The sequence below is a fragment of the uncultured Roseovarius sp. genome, from assembly GCF_947489715.1.
Classification (GTDB): domain Bacteria; phylum Pseudomonadota; class Alphaproteobacteria; order Rhodobacterales; family Rhodobacteraceae; genus Roseovarius.
The window spans coordinates 59,281-72,656 of sequence record NZ_CANLER010000001.1 but is presented as its reverse complement, the minus strand read 5'-3'; the positions used below and the strand labels follow the sequence as shown (position 1 = coordinate 72,656).

Genomic DNA, 13,376 nt, shown 5'->3' with positions numbered 1-13,376 from the left:
CCTTTAATCCACGATGTCTCCGTTGAGGAATGCCCGGGCCTGCGGCGTTTCCGGCAGATCAAAAAACCCGCCCGCGGACCCGAATTCGTGCACTTTACCGTGCAGAATGAAAATAACTTCGCTGGCCAGTCGTTTGGCCTGACCCATGTCATGGGTCGACATGATGATGCGCGTACCGTTGGCAGCGGCGCCATGCAGGATCGCCTCGATCTCGCGCATTGCGCGCCCGTCAAGCGAGGCACAGGGTTCATCCAGAAAGAGCAGATCGGGCTTGCGAATAAGAGCACGCGCCAACGCCAGTTTCTGACGTTCCCCTCCGGATAAGACCGTGGCCTGACGTGTAATCGCGTCGCCCAGGCCGATCCGGTTTGCCCATTCCGCCGCCTGAACCCGTGCCTGGGTTTTTGGTACATGCAGCAAACGCAGCGGATAGATCAGGTTTTCCAGCACGGTGCGGCGCAGCATTACAGGCGTCTGAAACACAAATGCTTGCCGTTTCTGAGCTTCTTCCGTCCCGCAGGCCCATTTGACACTGCCCTTGTTCAGTCGAACAATGCCGTGCAACATCTTCAAAAGGCTTGTTTTTCCCGAACCATTTGGTCCGATCACGATCGTCACGCCACCTGCCTTCAGGGTCAGATCAACCGGCCCTACCAATACCTTACCGCGTCTGCGCACCTGCGCGGCAGTTACGTCCAGAGGGAATAACTCGCTCACCAGCGCCCCTCCCTTTCGGTATGGCTCAGCCAGTGGATGGTCAGGTTCACGGCAATCGCCAGTGCAATCAGCACAAAACCAAGGCCAAGCGCCAAGGCAAAATTTCCTTTCCCGGTCTCTAACGCGATCGCGGTGGTCAACACCCGCGTGGCATGGTCGATATTTCCCCCCACAACCATGATCGCGCCAACCTCGCCGATGCCCCGGCCAAAGCCCGCCAGGGCCGCTGTCAGCAGCGCCCGCCGGCTGTCCCAAAGCAATGTCTTGATCCGCTGACCCTGCGTGGTGTTCATCGAAATCAACAGGTCGTGATATTCGGCCCAGAGGTCTCGCAACGACTGATGCGCGATTGAAGCAATCAGCGGCACAATGATGATCACCTGTGCGATGATCATCGCAGTGGGTGTAAACAGCAGCCCAAGCACGCCAAATGGGCCTGAGCGCGAAAGAAACACATAGACGATCAGGCCCACCACGACCGGCGGCAACCCCATCAACGCGTTCAGAACTGCAATGGTGATCCGTCGGAATGGAAATCGACGGACGGATAGTATTGCGGCCAATGGCAAGGCGATCAGACAGGCGATCAGCAATGCGCTCAGCGTCACCTGAAGCGAGCGCAGTGTAATCTCCACCAGATCCGCATCCAGCGTCACAATCAGCCAAAAGGCTTGTTTAATCCCGTCCAAAAGCTCCGACATTCCGGGCCGACTTCCCCCTCAGACCCCGGTCAAGCCGGGGTGTTCGCGGCGCAGTTAACCGCGCAGCCGGTTGGGAAACAACAGGAAAACGTCAGTCAGGTGGCATCCGCAGTACGGCCCCGGGGTTCATGATCCTTTTGGGGTCCAAGGCATCTTTGATGGCCCGCATGGCGGACATTTTGACCGGATCGGCATAGCGCTCCAAATCATCGACTTTCAACCGGCCAATGCCATGCTCGGCACTTACCGAGCCGCCCAACTCGTGCACCAGATCATGCACCACCCGCTTGATGGCGTCTCGACTTTCAAGATGATCGTCGCGGCTTCGCCCCTTTTGCGGAAACACGTTGTAATGCAGGTTGCCATCCCCCAGATGACCGAAGCAATTGATCCGGAAATCACCCAGACTGGCAATGGCCTCATCACCGCGGCGGATAAATTCCGGGACTGCCCCCATCGGAATCGAGATGTCGTGCGAGCTGATTGAACCGACACGCCGGTTCCCCTCTGGAATTCGCTCGCGTACCTCCCAGAAGGCGTGCCTTTGCGCCTCGGATTGCGCAATCATTCCATCGCTGACCATCCCGGCACCAAACCCATCGGCGAACAAAGTCTCCAGTGCTGTTGCCGGATCCAGCCCGCGCGCCAGGCCGACATCAATCAATACGAACCATTCAGGCGGGTCTTCGAAAGGTTGCCGCAATTCAGGAAGGGTTTCAGCCAGAAAGGAAAGGCCCATACGATGCATCAGTTCGAAGGCACTCACAGCTTCACCCAGATGATCCCGCGCCATCGCCAGCAAGCGCAGTGCCGATTCTGGGCTGTCGACAACCATCAGCGCAGTGCCCTCGCCTGTGGGTCTTGGATAGAGTTTCAGCGATGCGGCAGTGATTACCCCCAGCGTGCCCTCGGAACCTATCAGCAGGTTTTTCAAGTCATATCCGGTATTGTCTTTGCGCAGACGTTTGAGACCATGCCAAATCTCGCCATAGGGCATCACCGCTTCCAGCCCAAGACACAGATCGCGTGCATTGCCATAGCGCAACACATTTACACCGCCTGCGTTGGTGGCAAGATTGCCGCCGATCCGGGCCGATCCCTTGGCGGCGATGGTCAGCGGAAACAGCCGACCGGCCTTTTCAGCAGCATCATGGATGTCCGACAGGATCGCCCCTGCTTCGACCACCATTACGTTTTCTTCCGGATAAATCCCGCGAATGGCGCGCATCTTTTCAAGGCTCAGAAGCACCGGCGCCGGCCCCTCTGACAAGACTTGTCCACCTACCAGTCCGGTACCACCACCATAGGGCACGACACCCACGCGAGCCTCAGATGCGGCGCTGATCACCGCTGCGACCTCCTCGACCGTCGAAGGGGCGACGACGACACCCGCCTGACCTTTCCAACGGCCTCTGGGTTCTTCCAGGTAATGTGGCGCGGCCTCGCGAAAGGCCGTAGCCGGTAGCACCTGATGCAGTTGCGCGACAAATTTTGGATCGGCGGGGTTGAGTGTCATACGGTATTGGTAGCAGCTTCCCAAGACGGGTCCAGACCTGTCTGTCACTCATCCTCGCGTAGATAGGATGGCCACAAAACCATCACCGTGGGGCGCGTTGGAAGATGCTCAAGGGATACTGTCAAATCACTGCCACCAGTCTCCACGATGTCAAATTCGTCCTCCATCCCCGTCAGAAAGCGCCCCAGAGAGCCATCGGCAAACCAGTGCATGGGTATGACGATCCGGGCCTTGAACCGACGCATCACCTTGAGCATGGTCTGTAAATCAAGGGTCACGCCGCCATCCACCGCGGCCATGACCACATCAAGCCGACCGATCGCGGCGTATTGTTCAGGCGACGGTTCATGATGCAAATGGCCAAGGTGGCCGATACAAAGGCCAGCTACCTCGAACACAAAGATGGAATTGCCCTTGGGTTCGACGCCGGCCTCTGAACGAATGTCGGTCGAAATATTGCGGACCAACATCTCACCCAGATCAAGGTGATGGGTGATGCCTTGGCCGAAAGCCCCCCAGCCCGGTAAGACATGCGGGATTGCCGGATCAGGATGGGCCGTGAAATGAGTGCCATGCGCGTGGTTCATGGTCACAATATCGGGCAGGAATTCGACATTGCCCAGAAAACCGGTGAAATCCGTGACCGCAGACAGGCCACCATGGGTCTGCAGCAGAAAGCTGGCGTGGGAGATGTATCGCACCCTCACCGTGCTCTCGCCGACCGGGTCGCGAAAGGTCGCTTGGTGCAAATAGGCCATGCCCGGCACATTGTCAGCCACCGCCAGACAATGGCTGGGCGGGCGTTCCTGGGCCATGGTGGCACTTGCAAGAAACATCAGAACAAGGGCAATCCGGATCATGAAAGCGCGTCCTTTTTTCGGGTGAGAATAGCACAGCGAGCGCTCATTGCGCGCCTTCCACATTGACCAATTGGATATCAGATTACCGGGAGACCCCAGTGCTGGAATCCTTCTCCGGCGCGCCTTTCGGGGAAGAATCAGGTTAACGCGCTGAAAACGCTGAAAAAGCCATGTCGGTATAACGTCGGTATTTTGTCGGTATTACGTCGGTGCAGAAATCGGTATCGAGCGGGTTTAACAGCGCGTGCGGTCACAAATATCTGCAATGCGGGACAGCGGAACCGTTATTGGCCGACTGAATTCATCGGATCACCGCTTTGGGCCCATAGCGGGCATAACTTCACTGTAAAGAATTTAGGTCACTGTTGGTGATTTTCCCGCTGGTTTCCGAAAATCGTCTCAGTTAGCTTCCCATTATGTTCGCAAACTGCACTCGGCTTCGCGGTTGTGTTTGTGCGTTGTTTTGAATTTGTTGGAGGGTCATTGTGTCTAGTTCTGACATTGAACGTGAATACGCAGCTTATATTACCGCTGTAGATGAAAAACCCGCATCGTTCTTCATCGATAAGTCCCTCATTACTGATGCGCCAAATTCAAATTTTCCATTCATGGCCTACTTGTCAGTGCAACTGATGGAGCCGGATGAGATTGGATTCGCTGGGGAGGATGAATTCGAAAAACTATCGACAATCGACGAAGAAGTTGAAGCTCTTGCTGGACAAAATGCCATTTTTGCTGGTCGGAAAATGGGTGATGGTACCAACAATTATTACTTCTACACGAATGCCGAAGGAGCATTGGAAGCGCCATTTAAAGCTGTGATGTCTAGCTTACCCGAATACAATTTCGAGATAGGCCATGAATTTGATGAAGATTGGAAAACCTATATCGAGTTTTTGTTTCCGTCCAGTTTCGAACAAAACGTAATGCGCAATGATATTGTCAGAGTAGCACTCCTCGAAGCTGGGGACGATTCCTCTAAACCTAGAAAAACTGACCACTTCATTGAGTTTAAGTCGAAACAATCAGCTACGCTATTTGAAGAAAAGGCACGAACTATGGGGTTTAATTCAAGCACGAATTCAAAAGGACTGTTTCGAAAAACATTTACTGTGAATCTTGTTCGTGAAGATATTCCAGCCGAATTGGATAAAGTTACATTCGAGCTTAAGAATTTAGCATCTGAACTCGGTGGTGAATACGATGGTTGGGAGACCTTTGTTGTCCAATGACCGCTAAGTCCCGCATAGCCGCCATTAGACCTGATTTGTCCGACTGAAATCATCGGATGGCCGCTTCGAGCCCATATTGCATGATGCTGCACGATGCGCCAATGTCGGCTAACCGAATATGTAACCACTAGAAGATGGGAGCTTCGTAGATGGGAGCCAAAGCTTGGTTTGCTGCGTATTTTGACGGTGATCCGAAAGTTATTTTGTCCAAGAAACCGGAGCTTGACCGCTCGGCCAGTGTTGCTTTGGCTGAGAAGATGTTTGCTGAGCACACAATCCAAGAGAAGGAAGACGGTAGCCTAGATCTTCTCAATCCCGAAAAAAGTGAAGCATTTATAGGTGTTTATGGGGATTTGAAGATCATCGCCCATGAGGATTTCAGTGGGGATTTACCATCCCAGGTCGATCAGCGTTGGCTCACCCCCGATTTTGGTTCGACAATCTATATCCATGCGACCCACTCAGTTGTCGACTGGTTCGCTTTTGCACTTTGGAAAGACGGACAATTGACGCGTTCCACAAGCGTCTCTCCGGATGGTGGCGTTCACGAGGACATCGGCGAAAAGCTACCTTTTGAATTGCCCTACTGGGACGGCGCTTTCTCGCTTGAAGATGAGTTTGAAGAAGATGAAGCTTACCCACTGCCGTTCCACCCGCTTGAGCTTTCTGAGGCAGCGCTCCTGACAACGCTTGGATTTCAATTTGAGGGGCATCCAGACGATTGGGTGTGCGATCCAATGGAAATCCCGATTATGAAATTTCAAATATCGAAGAAAGCGTGGTGGAAGTTTTGGTGATGCCGTGATGCTTGGTGTGCCTTTGATTTCCAGTTCACCACTGCACTTGATACACGGAAGCGGACATTACCTTTGATGGACTAGAGGTCGGCTTGGTCCCGCAGAGCAGACCTAGGGTCACTGGTTGATGAATAGCTGGATAGCCGGACAAACCTGACTTTCGCTGCATTTTGCATCGAGGGCCGTTTCGGGGAAAGGTGAAGTTTAGGCCAGAAGCAAGACGCCAATGTATGTCAGATACGCGAGCAGGAAGACGCCGCCCTCGCGGCGGCTCACGGTCCAGCCAGTCCGCGCAAAAAGCAACAGTAAAAGCCCCGTTGCGCACATCACCCAGATATCCAGCTTGATGAGCTGTGTGGGAACTTCCATCGGTTTTACAATCGCGGTGACACCGAGAATACCGAGGATGTTGAAGATGTTGCTGCCAAGGACATTTCCCAAAGCGACATCACCTTGACCCTTGCGGACAGCAATGACGGCTGTGACCAGTTCAGGCATCGAAGTTCCGATGGCCACTATTGTCAGTCCGATGATGGTCTCAGAAAGACCGGCAGTTTGCGCGATGGCCACGGAACCGGAGACGAGAAACCGCGCGCCAAGGATCGTGACGACCAAGCCCGCTACAGCGATGCAGATCGACTTGCCAAACGCATACTCTGCTTCTGGAACAGCCTCGGCCTCACCTTCGTAGACCGCAGCGGCCGGCGTACCGTTTGATCGCTTCTCAGACCAAAGCGTGAAGCCAAGATAGGCAGCAAGCAACACAACAAAAGCTGTCCCCATCCATCGGCTGATATCGCCCCAAAAAACAGCGCCAAGGCACAGAAGGGTCGCCAGCATCATGACCGATCCGTCACGTCTGAACGCTTTCGGATCAACAGCCACCGGTGCGATGACGGCAGCGATGCCGAGGATCAGCAGCACGTTGCCGATGTTGCTTCCAACCACATTGCCAATAGCGATGCCGGAGGAACCGGATAGCGCAGCCTGCAAACTCGTGACGAGTTCGGGCGTGGAGGTGCCAAATCCGACCAGCGTGAGACCAATCACCATCGGCGAGATGCCAAAGGCTTTTGCAGCCGAAACCGCGCCGCGCACAAGGAGTTCGCCGCCGACCATCAAGCCCACGAGGCCAATGGTCACTAACAGAGCGGCGCTCACTCTCTTGGATCTTTCTCTGCCAAATCCCCTGGCGCCTCATCTCCTTCCGATTGATCCGCGTCCAGTTCGGCCTGGTCGGCCCCAAACGCGACCGTTTCCGGTGTTGAAACGCGTGCCATCGGTTTGGATTGGAACGCCACCTTGTTTTCAGTGGTCACGGCGGGCGCGGTTCTTAGCCTGACCACCGCGAAGCCAAGCAGAAGGACGTGCGCGGTGCCGGTTACGGCGAACAGGCTGCTGGCCCCAAATAAGGTCATCGACACACCGGCCGCCGTTGGGCCGATGATCGACCCCAACCCATACACCAGCAACAGGCCACCGCTTACCTGAATATAGGTTCCGGGTTCGGCGTGGTCGTTTGCATGGGCCACGATCACTGGATACATCGCAAAGACCGTGGCGCCGAAAAGTGCGGAAAGGCTGAGAACAACGACTGGATTGGTCACACCTGTGAGCAGAAATAACGCATCGGCCAGAAGGGCAAAGCCCGCGATACCAATCAGCACTTTTCTTCGGTCGAGACGGTCCGATGCGATCCCGACGGGGATTTGCATCGCGGCACCTGCCAAGATCGGAATGCTAGCGAATAATGCAATATCGCCCAGCGTCAGGCCCACCCTGGCCGCATAGACGGCGGCCAAAGTTCCGAAAGAGGCATTTGAGACGCCCACCATCAGAACCGCAAAGAATGCGATTGGCGAATTTCTCCAAAGCCCCCGAAGATTGAGTGAGACCTTCGTGAGGGGCCGGGGGGTCGTTGTCGCGCTCATGGCCGTCGGCAGGAGCGCCAGACAGTAAACCATCGCGGCCAAAACGAAGAAGAAATAGCCGTTGGCGTCCCCGAGCATCAGCACCATCTGGCCTGCCGTCGTCGAGGCGAGATTCACCATCGTATAGATGCCGAACACCCGTCCGCGTGAGGAGGCCTCTGTCCGCTCGTTGAGCCAACTTTCGACAATCATGGCCGCACCCGCAAAACAGAAACCAGACAATGCTCTTACAGGAATCCAGACCCACGGTGTGATGAGGACGAGAGAAATCAGCACGGCGATCGCTGCAATGGCGCACATAGCCCCGAATGCCCTGATATGGCCGACGCGTGCCACGAGAGCTGGCGTACGCAGGCATCCCGCGACATACCCTATTGCCCACCCTGTTCCGAGCAGGCCGAGTGATGCCGCAGTGAAGCCTTCTGCCTCGCCACGTATCGGAAGGATCAACGCATTGACGCCGCCCGCGAACAACAAAAATGCTGAACCCAGCAGCAATGCGCCGAGAGAGAATAAGCTTTTCACCATAGGACCGACCTGTTCCTCGCTGGTCTTTTAGTGAAGATCAGGACACGGCGGGACCAACGTCTCGAAATTCAACTCTTGCGGTTGTAAGATACTTTCAAAACTGAAATGTATGCCAGTTCTAAGATAGAGCCTAGGTTACGCTGGTTCCGATAGCCGACACGCGATCACGCTGCGGCATGATGCATTATGGGCTGAGAGCGGCTATTCCATCACCGCTGATAGCGCCGTGCCCGACCATGAACCGGCCCCGCTTAGCCTGCGGCGGTCTTGCCGCGGCGGTCTTGTCTGAGGGCGGCGTAGAGGACATGGGTGCGCCAGCGGCCGTTGATTTGCAGGTAGCTTTGCGCCACGCCTTCATATTTGAAGCCGCATTTTTCCAGAAGCGCGCGGGAGGCCTTGTTTTCCGGCAGGCAGGCGGCCTCGATCCGGCTGAGATCCAGACGTTCATAAGCGTAATGCACGACGCTCTGGATCGCCTCGCGCATATATCCCTGCCGTGCGTAGGGCGCGCCGATCCAATAGCCCAAGGTGCCCGCCTGCGCCGGCCCGCGCCGGATATTATCCAGCGTGATGGCGCCCAGAAGGTTCTGATCCTCGCGCCGGATCAGGAAAAGCGGCACCGCGGACCCGTTGCCGATGGCGCGTTGCGCCCAGTAGACCCGGTTGGTGAACCCCTTGCGGGCCAGATGGTCCGAGGCCCAGACCGGTTCCCAAGGTGTGAGGAATTCGGCAGATTGATCCCGCAGGCTGCTCCACGCGCGGAAATCGCTCAGGATCGGCTGGCGCAAGGTCATGCGCTCGGTCTCGATCCGAAGCTTCCGGCGTGGGATGAACATCAGGCGGCGCGCCTTTCCTGCAACGCATCAAGGGTTGGCGCGGATTCGACCGGGCCGTAAAGCGCCATGGCCGCCGGTGCGCGGCTGGCAAGCTGTTCGGCCAGGGATTTCACATCGCTGAGCGTGACCGCGTCGATATTGGCGACAACCTCGTCCAGCCCCGGCACCCGGCCCCAGATCTGCAACATCCGCGACAGACGCTCGGCCCGGTTCGATGGGCTTTCGAGGCCCATCAGCAGGCCCGCTTTCATCTGCACGCGCGCGCGTTCAACCTCGACCGCTGTCATGTCATCGGCCGCGCGTTTCATCTCGTCCACGGTGATCTGCGCCAGGTCGGTCATCTGTTCCGCCGACGTGCCCGCATAGATCGTGGTCATGCCGGTGTCGGCATATGCCCCCGCCTGGGCATAGATCGTATAGCACAGCCCGCGCTTTTCGCGCACCTCCTGGAACAGGCGCGATGACATGCTGCCGCCAAGAGCGCTGGCATAAATCTGGGCGGTATAGATCGCCGGATCGGTATAGTTCGGGCTTTCAAAGGCCAGCGCGAAATGGGCCTGTTCAAGGGGTTTTATGTGGCGGCTTTCGCCCCCCGCAAACTGTGCCGTGGGCGCATGGATGACCGGTGCCGCGGCCATATCGCCAAAGAGGGATTCTGCCGCCGTGACCAGTGCCGCATGATCGACAGCGCCGGCGGCAGACAGGATCATCTGACCGGGGCGGTAATGCTGCCCGACAAAGCCTTGCAGGTCGGCGCGGGAAAACGCTTTGACCCGTTCTTCGGGGCCCAGGATGGTGCGGCCCAACGGGTGATCGGGATAGGCCTTTTCCTGCAACCAGTCGAAGATGATGTCGTCAGGTGTATCGAGCGCCTGACCAATCTCTTGCAGGATGACACCGCGCTCGATCTCGATTTCGTTCGCGTCAAAGACCGGGTTGCGCAGGATATCGGCGATCACGTCCAGCGCCAGCGGCACATCGTCCTGTAGAATGCGGGCGTAATAGGCCGTGACCTCGCGCGAGGTATAGGCGTTGATATAGCCGCCCACGTCTTCGATTGCCTCGGCGATCTGTAGCGCGCTGCGCCGCGCGGTCCCTTTGAACGCCATGTGTTCCAGGAAATGCGCGATGCCGTTCTGGCTGGCCTCTTCGTGGCGCGCACCGGCAAGAACCCAGATCCCGATCGAGGCCGATTGCAGCGCCGGCATATGTTCGGTGACGATGCGAAATCCGTTTGAAAGTGTCGTAAGGTTGACGGTCAATTCCCGGTCCGTTCTCTGATGAGTGTCTCTATGGCCCCGAGGTCGTTTGCGACCCGGGTAATCCGTTCCGAACGCTCATACAGGTCCGACATGGCTGGCGGCAAGGGGGGATGGATGCCGCTGGCCCCTTCCACCGCATCAGGAAACTTGGCCGGATGCGCGGTGGCGAGCGTGATAATCGGCGTGCGGGGAACGCGCTGCTCTTCGGCCACCTTGACGCCGACGGCGCCGTGGGGGCAAAGCAATTCGCCGGTACGGGCATGCACATCGCGAATGGTGGCGCGGGTCTCATCCTCGTCGCAGCGGCCGCTGTCGAAGGTCTCGCGCAGCGCCTCCAGCGCCCCTTGCGAGACATTGAAGGCCCCTGCCCCAAGCTCTTCCATCAACTGGCTGACGGCGGCACCGTCGCGGCCATAGGCCTCGAAAAGCGCGCGTTCGAAGTTGGAGCTGACCTGAATGTCCATCGACGGGCTGATCGAAGGGATCACGCCATCGGGCTTATATTCCGATGTGCTGAGGCAGCGGTGCAGGATGTCGTTCTGGTTGGTCGCCACCACCAGCCGGTCGACGGGCAGGCCCATGCGCTTGGCGATATAGCCTGCAAAGATGTCACCGAAATTGCCTGTGGGCACGGTGAAGCTGACCTTGCGCTGCGGCGCACCGAGGCTGACCGCAGAGGTGAAGTAATAAACCACCTGCGCCAGCACCCGCGCCCAGTTGATCGAGTTCACGCCGGCCAGACCGACCGCATCGCGGAAGGCGAAGTCGTTGAACATGTCCTTGACCCGCGCCTGGCAGTCGTCGAAATGCCCGTCCACGGCCAGTGCGTGCACGTTGCTTTCCGATGGTGTGGACATCTGACGTCTTTGCACTTCGCTGACGCGGCCATGCGGATAGAGGATGAACACGTCTACGGCCTCAAGTCCCCGGAACGCTTCGATGGCCGCGGATCCGGTATCACCGCTGGTGGCGCCCACGATGCAGACGCGACTTCCCGAGCGTTTCAGCGACGCTTCAAACAGCTGACCGATGAGCTGCATCGCGAAATCCTTGAACGCGAGCGTCGGCCCGTGGAACAGTTCCAGCAGGAAATGACCGCTGTCCAGTTGCTTGAGCGGCGCGCGGGCAGCGTGGTCAAAGCCGTCATAGGCGCGGGCGATGATGGCGCGGAATTCGTCATCGGTGAACGTGTCGCCGATGTAAGGTTTCATGATCCGGAACGCGGCCTCTTCATAGCTCACACCTTCGAGCGCCGCGATCTCATCATGGCTCAGCTCTGGGATGCTTTCTGGCAGATAAAGCCCGCCGTCACGCGCCAGCCCGGTCAGCATCGCCTCTTCAAAACTCAGAACCGGGGCCTGCCCCCGTGTTGAGATGTATTTCACGTCAAGTTGCCTTTCAGCTTACTGGGCCTTTCGGTCTGCCAGCGGTTCGCCACAGGAAATAGCCTGTCATCACCAGCCATATGGCAGCCAGAGAAAACCAGGTGATAGCATAGTTCAAGTGATCGTTTGGAATAGCGCCCGTGTCCACGGGCAACGGCGTCGCGACGGGGTCTGATTGCGACGTTTCGCGAACGACCAGCAGGATAGGTTCAGCCCCCAGTTGGTCGGCCATCTGGTCAATGTCCCGCGCGAACCAGATGTTTCCCGAAACATCGTTGTCCGGGGTCGAGCTTAGGCGGTCATCGGGCCAGTTCAGATTGCCGGTGATGTTGAGCGGCGCATCGGTGAAGGCCGGGATGGGTTTGTCCACCTTGATAAAACCCAGATCGACGAGGATCGTACGCTCTGCCGTGCTAAGCGTCGTGACAAGCCGATAGCCCGCGCCAATCTGTTTGCGGCTGACCAATACCCGCAGCGGCGGCTGGCCCAGCATTCCGGTAATCGTGACGGGCAGATATTGGTCGGTGTCGGGATCGGGTGCTGCGGGCAAAGCCACCGGTGCGGCCCCAATCCGCGCTTCGATATCGGCCAGCACGCCCTCTTTCCAAGCCAGGCGCTGCACCTGCCAGACGCCGAGCGAGATCAGTATGGCGGCCCCGGCCAGGCCAAAGATCAGCGGTATCAGAATGCGGCGCAAGGGTACGCCTCCGTTGAAAAAGAAAAAGCGCGCAGACCCCCGCGCGCTTTGAATTGATCCGTTGGGTGGGGATTTACCCCAGGATTCAGGCGCCCCAGATGTAGATCGCGGCGAACAGGAACAGCCAGACCACATCGACGAAGTGCCAGTACCAGGCCGCTGCTTCGAACCCGATGTGTTTTTCGGGGGTGAAGTGGCCGCGGTAGACGCGCATCAGGCAGACGAACAGGAAGATCGTGCCGATGATGACATGCGCCCCGTGGAAGCCTGTGGCCATGAAGAAGGACGCGCCGTAGATGTTCCCCGAGAAGCCAAATGCTGCGTGGCTGTATTCATAGGCCTGGAAGACCGTGAAGAGTACGCCAAGGCCAATCGCAATGATCAGTCCCCATTTCATGTCGTCGCGGTTGTCTTCATGCACCAGAGCGTGGTGCGCCCAGGTGGCGGCACAGCCCGAGCAGAGCAGAATCAGCGTGTTGATCAGCGGCAGGTGCCAGGGATCGAATGTCTCGATACCCACCGGCGGCCAGACACCATCCTTGATCGGGCTTTCTGGGCCCATCGGGTACATGGCGTGTTTGAAGAACGTCCAGAACCAGGCCGAGAAGAACATGATCTCGGACATGATGAACATGATGAACCCATAGCGCAGGCCGATCCGCACAACGGGCGTGTGATCGCCGATCTTGCTTTCGGTCACCACGTCGGCCCACCAGCCGTACATCACATAGCAAACGCCGACAAAGCCCATCAGGAAGACCCAGGGCTGGTTGTTGTCGATCCGTGGGGAGATCCACAGCACCGCGCCAAACAGCATGACGAACCCGAAGAATGCGCCGAGGAACGGCCACAGTGAGGGGTTCAGAATGTGATAATCGTGGTTTTTTTCATGTGCCATCTTGGGTTCCCTCGCT

The 13,376-nt window shown here is 57.4% G+C and carries 13 protein-coding genes; 2 read left to right on the top strand and 11 right to left on the bottom strand.

Annotation, left to right across the window (positions count from 1 at the left end; all coding sequences use genetic code 11):
* Positions 1 to 3: 3 nt before the first annotated feature.
* From Q1B27_RS00355 to Q1B27_RS00340, 4 genes are all read right to left on the bottom strand, one after another.
* A complete protein-coding gene (locus tag Q1B27_RS00355) occupies positions 4 to 717 on the bottom strand; it encodes an ATP-binding cassette domain-containing protein (protein ID WP_299841961.1) in 714 nt (237 codons plus the stop codon).
* Positions 714 to 1,418, bottom strand: coding sequence for an ABC transporter permease (locus Q1B27_RS00350; protein WP_299841958.1), 705 nt, complete (start codon positions 1,416 to 1,418; stop codon positions 714 to 716). The genes Q1B27_RS00355 and Q1B27_RS00350 overlap by 4 nt, the downstream gene beginning before the upstream one ends.
* Before the next feature lie 91 nt (positions 1,419 to 1,509).
* The gene (locus tag Q1B27_RS00345; protein WP_299841955.1) at positions 1,510 to 2,934 is read right to left on the bottom strand and encodes an FAD-binding oxidoreductase; all 1,425 of its coding nucleotides are present in this window, start codon (positions 2,932 to 2,934) and stop codon (positions 1,510 to 1,512) included.
* 44 nt (positions 2,935 to 2,978) lie between these two features.
* Positions 2,979 to 3,794 (bottom strand): MBL fold metallo-hydrolase, encoded by an 816-nt coding sequence (locus tag Q1B27_RS00340; RefSeq protein WP_299841952.1) that lies wholly within the window; start codon positions 3,792 to 3,794, stop codon positions 2,979 to 2,981.
* Positions 3,795 to 4,279: 485 nt separating this feature from the next.
* On the opposite strand from Q1B27_RS00340, the gene Q1B27_RS00335 reads away from it, so the two are divergent.
* Positions 4,280 to 5,026 carry a DUF695 domain-containing protein gene (locus tag Q1B27_RS00335; protein ID WP_299841949.1) on the top strand — a complete coding sequence of 249 codons (747 nt, stop codon included), beginning with the start codon at positions 4,280 to 4,282 and terminating at the stop codon, positions 5,024 to 5,026.
* A gap of 149 nt (positions 5,027 to 5,175) precedes the next feature.
* Entirely contained in the window at positions 5,176 to 5,823 is a 648-nt protein-coding gene (locus Q1B27_RS00330; RefSeq protein WP_299841946.1) for a hypothetical protein, read from the top strand.
* A gap of 204 nt (positions 5,824 to 6,027) precedes the next feature.
* Here the strand turns inward: Q1B27_RS00330 and Q1B27_RS00325 are convergent, their stop codons facing one another.
* The 7 genes from Q1B27_RS00325 to Q1B27_RS00295 all read right to left on the bottom strand — a co-directional run bounded on the left by Q1B27_RS00325 (position 6,028) and on the right by Q1B27_RS00295 (position 13,360).
* Entirely contained in the window at positions 6,028 to 6,984 is a 957-nt protein-coding gene (locus tag Q1B27_RS00325; RefSeq protein ID WP_299841943.1) for a calcium/sodium antiporter, read from the bottom strand.
* A complete protein-coding gene (locus Q1B27_RS00320) occupies positions 6,981 to 8,282 on the bottom strand; it encodes an MFS transporter (protein WP_299841941.1) in 1,302 nt (433 codons plus the stop codon). The genes Q1B27_RS00325 and Q1B27_RS00320 overlap by 4 nt, the downstream gene beginning before the upstream one ends.
* Before the next feature lie 251 nt (positions 8,283 to 8,533).
* The gene (locus Q1B27_RS00315) at positions 8,534 to 9,118 is read right to left on the bottom strand and encodes a GNAT family protein (RefSeq protein WP_299841938.1); all 585 of its coding nucleotides are present in this window, start codon (positions 9,116 to 9,118) and stop codon (positions 8,534 to 8,536) included.
* The gene (locus tag Q1B27_RS00310; RefSeq protein ID WP_299841935.1) at positions 9,118 to 10,380 is read right to left on the bottom strand and encodes a pitrilysin family protein; all 1,263 of its coding nucleotides are present in this window, start codon (positions 10,378 to 10,380) and stop codon (positions 9,118 to 9,120) included. Before Q1B27_RS00310 ends, Q1B27_RS00315 begins: the two co-directional genes overlap by 1 nt.
* Entirely contained in the window at positions 10,377 to 11,765 is a 1,389-nt protein-coding gene (gene thrC, locus Q1B27_RS00305; RefSeq protein WP_299841932.1) for a threonine synthase, read from the bottom strand. The genes Q1B27_RS00310 and thrC overlap by 4 nt, the downstream gene beginning before the upstream one ends.
* A 13-nt stretch (positions 11,766 to 11,778) precedes the next feature.
* Positions 11,779 to 12,462: an SURF1 family protein gene (locus tag Q1B27_RS00300; RefSeq protein ID WP_299841929.1), complete on the bottom strand. Its 684-nt coding sequence runs from the start codon at positions 12,460 to 12,462 to the stop codon at positions 11,779 to 11,781.
* A gap of 85 nt (positions 12,463 to 12,547) precedes the next feature.
* On the bottom strand, positions 12,548 to 13,360 hold the full coding sequence (locus Q1B27_RS00295) for a cytochrome c oxidase subunit 3 (RefSeq protein WP_299841926.1): 813 nt from the start codon (positions 13,358 to 13,360) through the stop codon (positions 12,548 to 12,550).
* Between the last annotated feature and the right edge of the window lie 16 nt (positions 13,361 to 13,376).